We start from the raw sequence: 13,543 nt of genomic DNA, 5'->3' as shown, positions 1-13,543 counted from the left end.
GGTTGACCTTTTTCAGTACCCAACACAAAAAGCCAGGTATGACAGGTCATCCTTTCTTATGCTCTGAAAAAGCTGCACACCTGGCGACGAAATACGCGGAAGCTCAAGGAAAAGGTGATGCCTTCCATACCACCGTAATGAACGCATACTGGCGAGAAGGTCAATCTGTTGATGACAAGGAACTTCTGCAGCACATTGCAACTCAAGTTGGTTTGAAGAGTGAAGATCTCGCTACTGCCTTGGAGATGACCACCTGGGCCGAGGCCGTTCAGGCAGATATTGCATTGGCAGACAAGAATGCAATTACTGGCGTTCCTGCACTTGTCTTTAGCGAGAAATATCTTGTGCTGGGTGCCCAACCAGAACAGGTGCTCAAACGCATTATTGCAGCCATACGAAAAGAAGCACAGAATGGAGAGGAGCGTGAAGAGATCTGATGTCGTCTATGGTATATCACTGGAGAAACAAACGATTTCCAGGTCGTCAATTTGTTGTTGACGACCTGAGAACTTCAGTTGCATTCTCTGGTTTCTTCACGAGTAGATTGAGCACCAGTTCATTGAAGTCCTCCTCAATATTGTGCTTTGTCGAGAATGTGCGAGAATGTGTAAGAACCGATTGTAAACGCTATTTGACTCAATTTTGGTCGCTGTATAATCAGCCATGAGGCATATTGCCTATTTCTCAGGAGTGACCTATGGTGAACCAACCGATGCTGGCTCAGGACGAAACCGTTGGAACGATTGAGCTGGTGGCGACATTTGACGGACCCATGCCAACGGGGGTCAGCGTCTCTCGTACAGGGCGCATATTTGTGAACTTCCCCAACTGGGAAGATCCTCTTCCATTTACTGTGGCTGAACTTCAAGATGGACACCTTGTTGCTTACCCCAATGCGGAGATGAATCATTTTGACGAGTCCAGCCTGTCCACCGTGCTGATTTCGGTTCAGAGCATTGTTGTAGATCCCAAAGATCGTTTATGGATTCTTGATACAGGGGCTCCCCACCATAAGATCATTGCTTATGGTGGACCGAAACTGGTGGGGATCGATCTCAAGCAGAACCGCGTGATCAAAACGATCTTGTTTCCGGCTGACGTGGCTGTGTCTACCACCTATCTCAACGACATCCGTTTTGATTTACGCCGTGGAACTGAAGGGATGGCCTTTATTACCGATTCATCCCCCCTCTCGAGTGCGCTTATTATCGTCGATCTAGCTTCAGGTCAGAGTTGGCGGCGTTTACACAATCATAGCACGACACTTCCTGAAGAAGGGTTTCTGCCGATGGTGGAGGGACAACCATTGATGTTGCGACCGCCTGATGGACCACCAACACCCTATCACTCGGGGGTTGATGGCATTGCGATTGCTGCGGATGGCTCCCGTTTATTCTACTCAGCACTCATGAGTCGTAGGCTCTACAGTGTCAGCGTCGATGCGCTCGTAGAAAGAGCTAGAAGCGAAGAAGACGTGATAGCAACGATCGTAAACGAGGGAGACAAAGGTGGTGCTGGGGATGGAATGGAAACTGATGCGAAAAATCGACTATACATGAGCAACTACGAGCAGAATGCAATTGTGCGCCGCCGTACTGATGGTCTTTACGAGACGCTGGTTCATGATGCCCGGCTACTCTGGCCAGATACACTTTCGCTCGCTCACGATGGTTACCTCTATTTTACTGTCAACCAGCTCCATCGCAGTCCACGCTTTCATGAAGGGAAAGATCTGCGTCAGAAACCGTATTGTCTGTTCCGCTGTCGCGTTGATGCACAACCGGTGCTTCTTGGGGAAGGCGTATATATATAACGGAAGATCGGGAGCAAGCCGCCCACTTCTTGGCAACTTCTCAGGCCTTCGGAGCGGGAGTAACGCTAGCACAGATATTGGCATCTCCGTATGCGTTGATAGGCACAGTAGACCAGATCTGCGAGCAGGTGTTGGCCCTGCGCGAACGGTATGGAATCTCGTATCTGAATGAAAGGAAAACAGTATGACACCAACCAGTGATCGTCGTACCATGCAACTTGATCCCCATATCCTGGACTTCCTCCAGGGACTTGAGGCTCAGAGTGAGACACCGATCTACACCCTTTCGCCAGCGGACGCGCGCAATGTCCTCCTTAGTATTCAGCGATCTGTCGATGTGACCACGTTGCCAGTCGACAGTGAGAATCGTATCATTCGTGGCGGCCCAACCAGCGAGATTTCGCTGCGTATTGTCCGACCACAAAGTGCCAGGGGACTACTTCCAGGGGTTATGTACTTCCACGGTGGTGGATGGATTCTGGGCGATAAAGAAACACACGTCAGCCTTCATTTTAGACGATGCGCAGGTCCGACGCAAGGAGGCAATTGGCAAACCCTTGGCCGAAGCCCCCTGGTGGTCCTGTTCTCCTGCCAGTCAAGAGCAGCTGCGTAATTTGAAGTAACATGTAAACAATCCAGCAGAAAGGGTAAAATGAGATGATTTGTATGACCATGATCTTTAGAATCATTCCAGGCAATGAGGACGAAGCCATGAAATTGATGGACCAGCTCGTTCGCCATACACGAACTGATCCAAACATCTTGCTTGCCGATGTCTATCGCTCACAAAACAAGTCACGCAAATTCTTCGCCTATCTCCAGTTTACCGATCAAGCGGCACTTGACTCCCATAGAGGCAGTGCATATTATGGAGAATATGTACTGACGAGTTTGTACGGGATGCTAGAGACTAGCAGCCTGACCGTTGAGACATACAAACCACTATTCCACCATGAGCACCACCTAAAATAGTGGTGCTTCCCTCTTCCGTTTGCATCCGATGAAATTGGATTAGTAAATACATCCAACACTTGAAATATACACAAGAAATTAAGTATGTTTCTTTTGAGGGAGGTGTTCCAAGCTAGCTACTTGGAGAAGGAGGAGCTGGAGAACCTTCTAGTAAATGAGGTCTGGGCTCCCATCACCTTCACGGCCAATAGATTGCCCTGCGTATCCACCAAGGTGTGACGCTTGCGGCCCCACGTTTTTTTTTCCGGCATCGTAGCCCTTTTCGGGACCCCGCACAGCGCTGGTTTTGACGGATTGACTGTCGATGATCGCCGCACTTGGCTCTTCTTATCGGCCTTGCCTGGTGCGCATCCGCATGCGCAGAGTTTGGAGAATACGATCCCACACTCCTTCCCGCTCCCGCCAGCGAAAGTTGTAATAGACGGTCTGCCGCTTGGGAAATTCATGGGGCAGCATGCGCCAGGGACACCCACTGCGCAAGACGTACAAAATCGCATTGACGACCTCTCGTCGCGAGACAAACGGCCTGCGGCCTTGCAGAGATGGTTGAGGGATCAGGGTTCCAACTGTTCCCACTGCTCATCCGTCAGGTCGGAGGGATAGGCTTTCCTCCCCAGTGTCGTTTTTATGCTCTTTCTACTCTTTCTCTCTGGTTATTCGACTTATCGAATCATCCCCTTTCTTCTTCCTATCGGCGAGATGACCACATTCAAACACTATTTCAGTAGAACCTCAAGCACAAAGAGACTCTGGCGAAGAAGGTAGAGAGCCTTTCTCAAGAGCTTAGAAAACAGGTCGTTGCGCAACGCTCTCCAGCGCTGGACGATCAGTCGCGGTAGAAGTCGGCGAGAGCAGTGAATGCGGCCTTGGGTTCCCAGGGCATGTCGGGGTAGGTGTCACCAGAGCGGTTCTCCAGAACCTTGACCACGCCCCAGCTGGCCATGTCGAAGTCTTCGCGGGGATTGCTGTGGTGCGGCCAGCCATAGCAGACGAAGGTGCACACGAAGGCGGCATCAACACCCTCGGCGGTGAAGACGTCCAGCAGCTCGCGCAGGTAGATGGCCTGCTCCTGCTCGTCGCGGATGTAGTCGCCGTTGAGCCGTACCGGGGTGCTCCCGTCGTACACGATCATCTCTCCGCCGCCACGAGCGCCGTTGTCAGCCGCGCCGCGATGCGTGGTGCAGCCAACCTCGGTGATTGCAACCGGCTTACCCTGCGCGACCAGGGCACGGACGCTCTGCTGGTAGACGTGGGCGGCCTCCTTCGAGCGGTGGAGGTCGACCGAGATGATGTCGAACAGTGTCCAGTCGACGCCCTCGAACGGGATAGAGGCGTAGGTGACCTTGCCGCCGAACCGCTCGCGGACCACAGTGACGGCCCTGGTGAGAAAGTCGTTGATGCGAGCAGGCACCCCGGCCAGCAGCTCACGAATCCCCGGCTCGCGCCGGAGCAGGGGGCTGGTCCGCTCCTCGAAGCTGTTGCCCCGCAGGAACCCGATGTTGAACAGGCTCAGCTCCGCGCCGGTGACGAACACGACCTCGGCTCCCTGGCAACGAATGCGCTCAGCGCGCTCTGCCCCGTCGGCGAGCAGATTGAGCATCTCCTCGGGGCCGAACTGGTAGGTGAACGGCGAGAGCCAGACCTCCAGGCCCAGATCAGCAGCGTAGCGCGCGGCGAATTCGAGCCGGTCCAGGTCGTCGCCGAACAGGCGCACTGCAGTGCAGTGCAGGTCATCGCGGATGATCTGCAACTCGCGCCGGACGACCTCGTGGTCGAACGGCCGGCGGGTGACGCCGTCGGAACTGAATCCGGTGTCGTACCCGATGCCCTTGGCTCTCAGGGGACGTTTGTGTTGCACGACTGATTCGTCGTTATTGATCTTCATACACGTTTTCCTTTCAGACCCTTTTTTACTTCGGACACGAAAACAAAGGAAAAGGACAGACGGATATCAGGACATACTATCTATGCAAGCGAGACTTCCTTTAGCCTCTAAGCAAGCTGCTCTACGATGGTTCTGAGACGTTCTTCTTGGCGGTTTCGGGCTGAAAAAGTCGCAGAATGATCTCAGCATCTGGAACATAGGTGCGGAATTGTTCTGGATCTCGCAGGGCCCAGCGAGTCAGACCATCAAGACAGGCGCTCACCACCGCTACCAGTTGATCCGGGTCGCCCGGCGCAACCTCGCCTATGGCCTGGCCCTCAACAATCAGTTGTCTCATCGCCGCAAGCAGCATTTGATAGCGTTTGCTGAGCAACTCGCGTATCTCCTCGGGCAGAGCATCCGCATCGAGGGCATGAGTAAGCAGTTGATGAGCCTCAAGTGACTCGCGCTGCCGGCGTGCTCCCACGATATTCGAAATCAGCGCGGCGATGCGCTCTCCTGGTGTTCCAGGCATCTCCACCAGCTTCTGAAACTCGGCAGAAGCGTCTGGTATTGTTTGCTTAACCAGTTCAGAGAAGATTGCTTCCTTGTCAGCAAAGTAGCGGTAAGCCAGTCCAAGACTGATCTGAGCTTCAGTGGCAATATCCGTAATCGTCGCCTCCATTCCCTTGCGCGCAAAGACGCTCCTGGCACTCTTCAGGATCTTTGCGCGTTGCGCTTCGCGGATGCGTTGATTCGCTTCTGGCGTTCGAGGCATTTCCCTGTCCTTTTTTAATGAATGAAAATTTCTTTCATTGCTAAATATACCTCTTCGGTTCATCCTTGTCAAGTCACAGAGCAGGAGATGTGCAGAGGAGAAAAACGCCCCGCGTCAAAGGAGAATGTGGGGAGTGCGGGATCATGGTGAGAGATAATCGTTGTGGATCTATAGCGCGAGATTGCGATGAGGGAAAGTTGTTTCATTCTAGATGTGCAGTGTGCTGACGAGCTTCCCCATATGCATCTCGCTCTAGAGAGAATCACCGGTGAGTGACAATGAACAACGGCACCATCGAACACATGGTGCATCGACATGGGGCAACCAGCATGGGAACAAAGAAACACGCGCTGCTCTCCGTCCAAACAGAGCCTGGAACGGCTGAGAACCTGCTAACGGCCCGTCTCTCTCCCAAGTGACCACAGAGGAAAATGCCACTCAGTGTCATTTGACTTGATTAATGGCGGATTTCTGCCAGATAAAGATTCTAGGACACTTTAAGTGTGCTACTTGCTTTGAGGAGCTATCGATTATGCATCAGGGATGTAGGGAATCAATCCTTGGCGGAATGCTGCTTCCTGGAGCTCACGTGGTGCGTGGCGCATATCGATGATCAACCCATTGACCTCAAGCATCCAGATCAAAGGGTTCTTGTCAACCATGGATGGGATCGACCAATCAGGATCCATCGGATACATGCCCAAAAGATCGCGAATCTGCTTGGATTTGGCCTGCATCGTACTGGAACTGAGATCAAAATACTCCCAAATCTGGCTTGCCGCAATGTGGGGCGTTTGCGAAGAATCGAAGAGAAAGTTCACCATGCCCAATGCATGAATGATCCCACAGGCCCACGTATTCGTCTTGCCTCGCACCAGCGGCGAAGAACGTTTCCGACACAGGGTCGCTGTTAGCTCACGGCAGAGTTGCCCATACTCGTCATTCAAGTACGTCTGACAGAAGGCGTCTGTGAGCTGGGTGATTTCGTCAAAACGCGCCTGTAAGTCTTTTGGGACGTTTTGTGATGTACTTCTTTTCGGCATGCTTCCCTCCTTCATGTCCTCATTGTAACGCATCAGCGCTCGATGTGATGCCTATGATACCCGTTCGTCAGGCGCTGTTTGCATCAAGATAAGTGTGATGTATCTTAGGTGGCGTGGGAACAGCAAACATCTTTCCCGCAAGCAACCGGCTTGTCGTTTTGAGGGCATGAGCATTCCAATGAAAGAACCGCTTCAAGGCTTCAGCAAGGTTCTGTTGCAGATGAAAGCGATCTGCAATCTTCTGGCAGAGAAAGTTGGAGCACACGACGTATGATGGTTTTTGCCGTGGTAGGCATGCCAAGCAACGAGAGGATCCGTGCCGCATCAGTTCCATTGGTGGTCACACCCACCGATTGGAGTGTTTCGATCAACCGATCCGTCATGCGTGCATACCGCTGGACAATCTCCGGGAAGCGTTCCGCAAAGATGCGTTGGGGGCAGGAAACTTCAGGACAGATCCACTTACCTACGCGCACCTTGAGCACAAGAGATCGTTGGCCAAAGGCGACATCAGCAATGGTCCGCTGATAGCGGCTATGAACCCCTGAACTAACAGTCCCACACTGCGGACAAGTAGCGATGGGAACGGCTGCGTGAAGATGGAAAATGACAGTCCGATCCTGGACCTCGATGGCATCAAGGCTTAGAGTTGAAGGGAATGCAAAAACAGCTGAAAGATCGATAGGAATACCTCCAGATAACTCATATGGGTTTTCTGCTCACATTATATCACTGGCGTCACTTCGCTACGAAACAAGCAGGCACACTTAAACTGTCCTAGAGCCCACATAAATTGGCGATGCTTTTTTCACACATCCCAGGCGTGAGGTAAGTGCTCGACTTCTGGAAAAAGATTGTCAGATATCCTGGCATAGACCTGCTCGGTCTCGTCGGTGAAGCATACAAAATCGACATCACTATATGGTGCTGCTTCGCCTCGTGAGTAGCTACCCATCAGCATTATTGCACGGATGAGAGGAGTATCAAAGCGTCGTATAAGGTCATCAAGAGAAACGGGGACAGTCATAGAACGTTGCCTCCATAGTTCAAGAAAAGAAACACTACCTCAACTATAACAAGCTACGGCGCTCATTTCTTATTTACAATAACCCTTCTCAAGCGAGATGAGCCAGGAGCGCACGCAAGCCAACCACGACGCCAACCCCGATGGTGATCGAGAGGAGTACATTGCGCGTGCGCGCGAACGTCAGGACGGTCGCCAGGGCGGCTCCGATCTCGGGCGCGCCCGCGTTGAAGATGGTCGGCGCGATAATCGCCACCAGGATGGTCCCCGGCAGGGCATTTACCCATGCCTTGAGCCAGCCGGACAGCTCCACACGGCTCATAAACCAGACACCGGCGATGCGCGTCAGGTACGTAACCACGGCCATGCCCAGGATCGTCAGCAGTGCGATGGGGCTAGTCTGCATGGCGTATCGCTCCTACAATGCTGCCACACAGCGCGCCCAGCAAGATATACCAGTTGCCGGCGATCAGGCGTGCAGACACCACAGCCACCACGGCTCCCACCAGCCAGGGCAGGATATCAGCCTTTCCCTTCCACAGCCCGACCAGCAGCGACAGGAAGACGGCCGTAAAAGCAAAGTCCAGGCCCCAGGCGGCCGGATCAGCGATGCCTGCGCCAAGCCAGCATCCCAGCAGCGTAGAGCCGATCCAGGCCACAAACATGAGCAGTCCGCTGCCAAGCAGAAAGGCCGCGTCTCGCCCGCCACGCGCGAACTCACCCATCGTCAATGCCCAGCTCTCATCAGACAGAAAAAAGAGCGTGCCATAGGCTTTCAGCGGAGGCAGGCTCCTCCACCAGCGGCTCAGGGATACGCCCAGCAATAGCATGCGCAGGTTGACCAGCCCGGTGGTCAATACGATAGGCCAGAACGCCGGTGGCAGCCCCCAGAGGTGCAACACCAGCAGTTGCGCTGAGCCGGCATTGACAAACGAGCTCATCAACAATACCTCCAGCATGCTCAAATGGCTCTGGCGTGCCAGCACACCAAAGACAAGCCCATCGGCGCATCCTCCCAGGGCAAGGGGCAGCGCCTGCCGCCCGCCCGCTAACACCCCCACCCACCCAAATATCATCCCCCTCTGCGCCTCGCGGTCATTATCCACGAACACCGATTCGGACATGAATTGATCTCCTTCTATCCATACTTTACAGACACACTGTGTAACTCCCATAATCCCATTATTACCATTACAACGTTTCAAGTCAGCCGCAGGTAACCCCCAGAATTGCCTTTCAGGCATTACTTATGCTACAGTAAGAAAGAAGAACACATCATAGGAACACATAGGTGAAAGGAGCGCACCGTGAAGGATATGATCTGGCTCGATCTGGTCAATACAGATTGGCATGACTATCGTGGTAGCGGGCGGCACGAGGATCGTCTGCTGCGGCCCGGCATGATTGAGCAGTTGCTTGAGCACTGGGACATCGAAGGAATGGAACGGGCGACGGAAGAGACAATCGCCGAGTTGCAGCGGCTGCGCGCGCTGATCCAGCGCATCATCCATACCCTGCTGGAGAAGCGTCTGCCCGACCAGGATGAGCTGGTGGCCCTGAATGACTGCTTTGCACAGGCCCCCACGCGCCTGCTCGTGTCCCCCAACGAGCAGCAAATACAGTTGCGACGGGTCCCCTGCTGGCACGACTGGCCTTGGGTTTACGGCGAGATCGCCGCCTCATTCGCCCACACGCTGGCCGAGCGCGATCCCTTCCGCATCAAGCAATGCGAGAATCCTGACTGCCGCTGGGTCTACTACGATGAAAGCAGCACCGCCAGCCGCCGCTGGTGCGAAGATCCGTGCGCAAATATCATGCGCGTCCGCCGCTATCGCGCCCGCCACCGCCCCTCGTCATCGTAGGTGTTGGGCTGGCCCCCATAAGCGCGAACTTAAGGAAAAAGCATAGGAAGAAAGGGGGGAAAAAGAAGAAGGAGGATGGGCATTACCGCATGGAACTTTTGGTCTTGATGTCATTGCGCTCGTGGGGATACTCCGCTATCGATGGCATCGGAGTATTCCAGAGATTCATCAAGATCTCTGCAATCGTGGCATTCTCATTGCCCAACGAACGATCACTCATCTCTTGGCTCGCTATGAAGAGTTAGTAGCATTGCGTCTTATGGACCACGCCCATCTCCGTGAGCGTCTCTGCTCACTTGGCTCACGCCTCTACCGCTTTAGTGGTACCGAACTCCGCCCCGCAGAGATAACCCGATGGCGCACCCTACGTAAAGAACTCGATGATCGTCACGAAGCGCGACGACAGCAATATCGTTTCCGTAAAGCTCCAGAAAGGTATCTTCAAGCCCTTACGGAACAGCTGCTCAAGCTAAACTTGCCGACGTAGCAAAAAAACCCAAGAAGTCAGCCGTACCGAAACTGAAGGCGGCCATAAGGGCCAGGGCAATTTCCATGATTCTCTATATCAGCCTCCACAGGAAAAGCGCAAGAGAGCCAACAGCTCTGCTCAAAAGCTCGTTTCGCCTCTTCCCAGAACAGACAGCAGTTCTGTCTCTGTGCATCGGCGAGAAGGGAGCGGCCCGTTGAATTCTCATCAATTTGATCGCTCCTCGCGCACTGCAAGCACGATCTTGCCCTGTCCATGACCAGCCCCAAGCCGCTGATGAGCTTGCGCTGCTTCTGCAAGAGGTAACACCTGGTCAATGATTGGACGCAGGGCCCCTGTCGAGACCAGCGTGGCTATGGACACTAAACGACTTTGCTCTGGACGCACCAGCACGCCATGCAACGTGAGATTCAAGTCCAACGCAAGGTTCAGATTTCCGGCCAGACCGGCAATCGATGCAGCCCGTCCATAAGGACGCAGGGCCACGAGACTCTGGGCGAGCGTTTCCCCACCCACCAAATCCACGATGACATCCAGTTTCCGACCAGCGATCGCCTGTGCCGAAGCCTGAACATCTTGGGTTGTATAGTCAAGATAGGCTACTGCTCCTAACTCAGCAAGCAAGGCATGATGATGCGCACGGGCGACCGCAATCACGTGTGCCCCTTGCGCAACGGCCAGTTGGAGCGCCAGGCTGCCTACCCCTCCTGCAGCTCCGTACATCAGGACCCACTCTCCTTGAGTAACAGCGAGGCGACGGATGATCGTTTCGTAGGCGGTCCCTGCCGCAAGTGGCAGCGCAGCAGCCTCCACATGGGTGAGGTTTGGCGGTTTGGAGGTGATGAGGGCCGCGTCCACCACTTGATAGTCCGCATAGGTCCCCCAGGTGTTGTGCAGAAAGTCTGTCATATAAAAGACCTCATCGCCTGGGGCAAAATGGGTCACACCTGGACCGACCGCATCGATGACTCCTGAGGCATCACAGCCGAGGATCACAGGAGGCTGTAACCCCGCCCAGGCCCCATTCTGACGATTGCCTGCATCGACGGGGTTGGTTCCCGCGGCATAGATAGCCACACGTACTTGTCCAGGACCAGGTTCTGGAAGAGCCACTTCCTGGAGAGAAAGAACGTCAGGATCGCCAAATGTGTCGAAAACAATAGCACGCATGTTAGAACTATCCCTTTCATTTCATCTGTTTGAGCTTTCTCGGGAGTGTGCAAGCGCTCTACTCTTGCTTACTCAGCCACAAGTATGTAGAATAAGAGGCAAGTTGACAAGTACGCACAAAAATGTGCACTAGTATCAGTTTTGATACTGCGAGGAAAGGAATCACGATGCGCAAGCCTGCCTATACGTATCAGTACGGATGTGCCGTGGAAGCGACCGCCGATATTGTTGGGGGCAAATGGAAAGCAGTTATCTTGTATTACCTGTTCCAAGGCCCCCAACGCTTCAACGAACTGAGACGGCTCTTGCCTGAAGTGACCCAACGAATGTTGACCTTACAATTGCGGGAACTGGAACAAGATGGCGTCGTTCATCGGGAAATCTACAAAGAAGTGCCGCCCAAGGTCGAATACTCGCTCACGGAATTTGGGGCCAGCTTGGGACCGATCATTGTGCAGATGCTCGAGTGGGGTGAGCAGTATATGGAGCAAATTCAAGCATACAAGCAGCAAAGGTGAGCCTCCTGCTTTGTTCCTCATTGGCGGTTCCACCCAAAACCCCGGGTCAATCAACAAGCATTCAAGGGTAGATACGTGTCAAACGACAGTGTCTCGCAGAGCTTCCTATCCACCCCCCAGAACCCTAACACGCCCAGAAATCGCCGAAATCGTCCAACACTTCCAGAATGCGGCCCAGAGAGCACTCGCAGCAGGATTTCAGGTCATTGAGATTCACGCGGCCCATGGCTATCTCTTACATGAATTTCTCTCGCCACTCTCCAATCATCGTGATAATGAGTATGGCGGGACACTGGCAAATCGTTTGCGCTTTTTGGTAGAAGTGGTTGACGCAACACGGCAGGTTTGGCCCGAAGCACTCCCACTCTTTGTCCGCCTCTCGGCTAGTAATTGGACAGAAGGTGGCTTAAACATCGCTGAGAGCGTGCAAATCGCACGCGAACTGAAAAAGCATCAGGTTGACTTGATAGACACCTCGTCAGGCGGCAATGTCGCAACTGCAAACATTCCGCTCTCGCGGTGTCGACCTTGAAGGGACTCGTAGCACTTCAGGCACGTCGGCTTCGCCTCTTGCCGCAGATTGGGCGAGAAATCCTGCTGGAACAGGCCAGACTTTCCCTGGCTCCCGGCAATCTTGCCGCCACGCACATCTGGGCCACTGAGCGTAACCAGCACCTCCCAGAAGATCTGCCTCGGTAAGCCCACTTCCAGGAGATACGACCCATCCATACCCGTGTATATACTTTCTCACTCGTGCACACTTGACACCGCTCATTGGATCAGATAGAATTATCTAAACATGACACATGACTCACATATCATCCAGTACATAGCAGGAGAAAAACGAGCCATGACAACCAACCTCATCATTCCTGGTATTACGCAACACACAATCAAAACTGATCGGTTAACAGTCGCCTATCTTGAAATTGGCACAGGGGCAAGCCCAATCGTGCTGGTACACGGAAACTGCTCTTCTTCTCTCTTCTTCCAGGATTTCATGCTTGAACTGGCTGCGACCAATCGCTATACCATCTACGCTCCTGACATGCGTGGTTATGGTGATAGCGAGGTTCTTCCGCTCGATGCAACACGCGGAGTTCAGGATTTTTCTGATGACCTTGATGCATTTGTGCGCGCATTGGAGCTGCCTCCATTTCATCTACTGGGTTGGTCGCTGGGTGGCAACGTCGTAATGCAGTATGCCATCGATTATCCGGGAACGCTCCGCTCGCTGACGCTGGAAGCACCCGGTTCTCCCTATGGCTTTGGTGGTACGAAGGAAGCCGATGGTATTCCTATATGGCCCGATTACGCTGGCAGTGGTGGCGGTACCGCAAATCCAGATTTTGTGCAGCGGCTGCAACAAGGAGATCGTGGAAGTGACGCGTTTTCACCCCGCACGACGATGAATACCTTCTATTTCAAGCCGCCATTTCACGTCTCTCCTGAACGCGAAGAGATCTTTGTCAGTTCCATTAATTCGACCAGAGTCGTCCCTGGTAATTACCCGGGCGATCTCACTCAATCTTCTCACTGGCCAAACATCGCACCAGGAACGCAGGGCGTCAATAATGCCCTCTCACCCAAATATCTTAACCAGGGCAACTTCGCACAGTGTCAGGTCAAGCCAGCAGTGCTCTGGCTCCATGGAGCAGATGACCAGATTGTCTCTGATACCTCCTTCTTCGACTTAGGCTTTCTTGGACAGATTGGGGCGGTTCCAGGTTGGCCTGGTGCTGAGATATATCCACCACAACCAATGAAGACACAGGTGCGGACAGTCCTGGATCGTTACCACGCCAATGGTGGTCACTATAGCGAAGTCGCCTTACCCGACTGTGGACACTCGCCTCACATTGAGAAGCAAGCAGAGGTAGTGAAAATCTTTACAGAGTTCGTGGATGATCATTCCTGAAGACTCTCCCGGCTAAAGCCCGGGAAGTTCTGAGTGGTCCTTCCACGCTTCCATACTCCCCCTTACAGCCCGCCGGCGGGCTGTTTTCGTGTCT

Annotated in this window: 20 protein-coding genes and 1 pseudogene; 12 read left to right on the top strand and 9 right to left on the bottom strand. The window is 53.5% G+C overall.

Annotated elements, in window-relative coordinates; all coding sequences use genetic code 11:
- The first annotated feature begins 38 nt into the window (after positions 1-38).
- The 4 genes from JMI88_RS24335 (at position 39) to JMI88_RS24320 (ending at position 2,785) form a co-directional block, all read left to right on the top strand.
- Positions 39-437 carry a DsbA family oxidoreductase gene (locus JMI88_RS24335; RefSeq protein ID WP_201364575.1) on the top strand — a complete coding sequence of 133 codons (399 nt, stop codon included), beginning with the start codon at positions 39-41 and terminating at the stop codon, positions 435-437.
- A gap of 260 nt (positions 438-697) precedes the next feature.
- Positions 698-1,813, top strand: a complete 1,116-nt coding sequence (locus JMI88_RS24330) for an L-dopachrome tautomerase-related protein (RefSeq protein WP_201364574.1) — start codon at positions 698-700, stop codon at positions 1,811-1,813.
- A gap of 184 nt (positions 1,814-1,997) precedes the next feature.
- The gene (locus tag JMI88_RS24325; RefSeq protein WP_201364573.1) at positions 1,998-2,426 is read left to right on the top strand and encodes an alpha/beta hydrolase; all 429 of its coding nucleotides are present in this window, start codon (positions 1,998-2,000) and stop codon (positions 2,424-2,426) included.
- Between the two features lie 53 nt (positions 2,427-2,479).
- On the top strand, positions 2,480-2,785 hold the full coding sequence (locus tag JMI88_RS24320; RefSeq protein WP_201364572.1) for a putative quinol monooxygenase: 306 nt from the start codon (positions 2,480-2,482) through the stop codon (positions 2,783-2,785).
- A gap of 327 nt (positions 2,786-3,112) precedes the next feature.
- On the opposite strand, the gene JMI88_RS24315 is transcribed toward JMI88_RS24320, so the two are convergent.
- The 3 genes from JMI88_RS24315 to JMI88_RS24305 form a co-directional block, all read right to left on the bottom strand.
- The gene (locus JMI88_RS24315; protein ID WP_201364571.1) at positions 3,113-3,361 is read right to left on the bottom strand and encodes a transposase; all 249 of its coding nucleotides are present in this window, start codon (positions 3,359-3,361) and stop codon (positions 3,113-3,115) included.
- A 250-nt stretch (positions 3,362-3,611) separates the two neighbouring features.
- Positions 3,612-4,625: a glycoside hydrolase family 113 protein gene (locus JMI88_RS24310; protein ID WP_373323972.1), complete on the bottom strand. Its 1,014-nt coding sequence runs from the start codon at positions 4,623-4,625 to the stop codon at positions 3,612-3,614.
- A 166-nt stretch (positions 4,626-4,791) separates the two neighbouring features.
- On the bottom strand, positions 4,792-5,427 hold the full coding sequence (locus tag JMI88_RS24305; protein ID WP_201364569.1) for a TetR/AcrR family transcriptional regulator: 636 nt from the start codon (positions 5,425-5,427) through the stop codon (positions 4,792-4,794).
- 272 nt (positions 5,428-5,699) lie between these two features.
- On the opposite strand from JMI88_RS24305, the gene JMI88_RS24300 reads away from it, so the two are divergent.
- Positions 5,700-5,846: a hypothetical protein gene (locus JMI88_RS24300; protein WP_201364568.1), complete on the top strand. Its 147-nt coding sequence runs from the start codon at positions 5,700-5,702 to the stop codon at positions 5,844-5,846.
- A 111-nt stretch (positions 5,847-5,957) separates the two neighbouring features.
- On the opposite strand, the gene JMI88_RS24295 is transcribed toward JMI88_RS24300, so the two are convergent.
- The 5 genes from JMI88_RS24295 to JMI88_RS24275 form a co-directional block, all read right to left on the bottom strand.
- The gene (locus JMI88_RS24295) at positions 5,958-6,470 is read right to left on the bottom strand and encodes a DUF6398 domain-containing protein (protein WP_201364567.1); all 513 of its coding nucleotides are present in this window, start codon (positions 6,468-6,470) and stop codon (positions 5,958-5,960) included.
- A 200-nt stretch (positions 6,471-6,670) separates the two neighbouring features.
- Positions 6,671-7,051: a transposase family protein gene (locus JMI88_RS39530; protein ID WP_268906017.1), complete on the bottom strand. Its 381-nt coding sequence runs from the start codon at positions 7,049-7,051 to the stop codon at positions 6,671-6,673.
- 227 nt (positions 7,052-7,278) lie between these two features.
- A complete protein-coding gene (locus JMI88_RS24285; RefSeq protein WP_201364566.1) occupies positions 7,279-7,497 on the bottom strand; it encodes a nucleotidyltransferase domain-containing protein in 219 nt (72 codons plus the stop codon).
- A gap of 88 nt (positions 7,498-7,585) precedes the next feature.
- A complete protein-coding gene (locus tag JMI88_RS24280; protein ID WP_201364565.1) occupies positions 7,586-7,900 on the bottom strand; it encodes an AzlD family protein in 315 nt (104 codons plus the stop codon).
- Positions 7,890-8,618: an AzlC family ABC transporter permease gene (locus JMI88_RS24275; protein WP_201364564.1), complete on the bottom strand. Its 729-nt coding sequence runs from the start codon at positions 8,616-8,618 to the stop codon at positions 7,890-7,892. The genes JMI88_RS24280 and JMI88_RS24275 overlap by 11 nt, the downstream gene beginning before the upstream one ends.
- Before the next feature lie 192 nt (positions 8,619-8,810).
- Between JMI88_RS24275 and JMI88_RS24270 the strand changes: the two genes are divergently transcribed.
- The 3 genes and pseudogenes from JMI88_RS24270 (at position 8,811) to JMI88_RS24260 (ending at position 9,843) form a co-directional block, all read left to right on the top strand.
- A complete protein-coding gene (locus JMI88_RS24270; protein ID WP_236023065.1) occupies positions 8,811-9,356 on the top strand; it encodes a CGNR zinc finger domain-containing protein in 546 nt (181 codons plus the stop codon).
- Between the two features lie 67 nt (positions 9,357-9,423).
- Positions 9,424-9,606 (top strand): annotated as a pseudogene (locus JMI88_RS39520) (ISNCY family transposase); the annotation flags it as partial.
- Positions 9,580-9,843 carry a hypothetical protein gene (locus JMI88_RS24260; RefSeq protein WP_201364561.1) on the top strand — a complete coding sequence of 88 codons (264 nt, stop codon included), beginning with the start codon at positions 9,580-9,582 and terminating at the stop codon, positions 9,841-9,843. The pseudogene JMI88_RS39520 and the gene JMI88_RS24260, both read left to right, overlap by 27 nt.
- A gap of 207 nt (positions 9,844-10,050) precedes the next feature.
- On the opposite strand, the gene JMI88_RS24255 is transcribed toward JMI88_RS24260, so the two are convergent.
- Positions 10,051-11,013: a zinc-binding dehydrogenase gene (locus tag JMI88_RS24255; RefSeq protein WP_201364560.1), complete on the bottom strand. Its 963-nt coding sequence runs from the start codon at positions 11,011-11,013 to the stop codon at positions 10,051-10,053.
- Positions 11,014-11,180: 167 nt separating this feature from the next.
- Between JMI88_RS24255 and JMI88_RS24250 the strand changes: the two genes are divergently transcribed.
- The 4 genes from JMI88_RS24250 (at position 11,181) to JMI88_RS24235 (ending at position 13,449) form a co-directional block, all read left to right on the top strand.
- A complete protein-coding gene (locus JMI88_RS24250) occupies positions 11,181-11,531 on the top strand; it encodes a winged helix-turn-helix transcriptional regulator (RefSeq protein WP_201364559.1) in 351 nt (116 codons plus the stop codon).
- 88 nt (positions 11,532-11,619) lie between these two features.
- Positions 11,620-12,063 (top strand): oxidoreductase, encoded by a 444-nt coding sequence (locus tag JMI88_RS24245; protein ID WP_236023032.1) that lies wholly within the window; start codon positions 11,620-11,622, stop codon positions 12,061-12,063.
- Positions 12,060-12,230, top strand: a complete 171-nt coding sequence (locus tag JMI88_RS24240; protein ID WP_201364557.1) for a hypothetical protein — start codon at positions 12,060-12,062, stop codon at positions 12,228-12,230. The genes JMI88_RS24245 and JMI88_RS24240 overlap by 4 nt, the downstream gene beginning before the upstream one ends.
- A gap of 151 nt (positions 12,231-12,381) precedes the next feature.
- Entirely contained in the window at positions 12,382-13,449 is a 1,068-nt protein-coding gene (locus JMI88_RS24235; protein WP_201364556.1) for an alpha/beta hydrolase, read from the top strand.
- Positions 13,450-13,543: the final 94 nt, after the last annotated feature.

It is taken from the genome of Dictyobacter formicarum, assembly GCF_016587435.1.
The sequence above is the reverse complement of the archived record's forward strand: the minus strand, read 5'-3'. Positions and strand labels throughout refer to the sequence as shown.

Bases quoted from the DNA above. Each gene is read 5' to 3' on its own strand.
- JMI88_RS24335 (WP_201364575.1), top strand. From the start codon at position 39: ATGACAGGTCATCCTTTCTTATGCTCTGAAAAAGCTGCACACCTGGCG.
- JMI88_RS24330 (WP_201364574.1), top strand. From the start codon at position 698: ATGGTGAACCAACCGATGCTGGCTCAGGACGAAACCGTTGGAACGATT.
- JMI88_RS24325 (WP_201364573.1), top strand. From the start codon at position 1,998: ATGACACCAACCAGTGATCGTCGTACCATGCAACTTGATCCCCATATC.
- JMI88_RS24320 (WP_201364572.1), top strand. From the start codon at position 2,480: ATGACCATGATCTTTAGAATCATTCCAGGCAATGAGGACGAAGCCATG.
- JMI88_RS24305 (WP_201364569.1), bottom strand. From the start codon at position 5,427: ATGCCTCGAACGCCAGAAGCGAATCAACGCATCCGCGAAGCGCAACGC.
- JMI88_RS24295 (WP_201364567.1), bottom strand. From the start codon at position 6,470: ATGCCGAAAAGAAGTACATCACAAAACGTCCCAAAAGACTTACAGGCG.
- JMI88_RS24285 (WP_201364566.1), bottom strand. From the start codon at position 7,497: ATGACTGTCCCCGTTTCTCTTGATGACCTTATACGACGCTTTGATACT.
- JMI88_RS24280 (WP_201364565.1), bottom strand. From the start codon at position 7,900: ATGCAGACTAGCCCCATCGCACTGCTGACGATCCTGGGCATGGCCGTG.
- JMI88_RS24275 (WP_201364564.1), bottom strand. From the start codon at position 8,618: ATGTCCGAATCGGTGTTCGTGGATAATGACCGCGAGGCGCAGAGGGGG.
- JMI88_RS24270 (WP_236023065.1), top strand. From the start codon at position 8,811: ATGATCTGGCTCGATCTGGTCAATACAGATTGGCATGACTATCGTGGT.
- JMI88_RS24255 (WP_201364560.1), bottom strand. From the start codon at position 11,013: ATGCGTGCTATTGTTTTCGACACATTTGGCGATCCTGACGTTCTTTCT.
- JMI88_RS24250 (WP_201364559.1), top strand. From the start codon at position 11,181: ATGCGCAAGCCTGCCTATACGTATCAGTACGGATGTGCCGTGGAAGCG.
- JMI88_RS24235 (WP_201364556.1), top strand. From the start codon at position 12,382: ATGACAACCAACCTCATCATTCCTGGTATTACGCAACACACAATCAAA.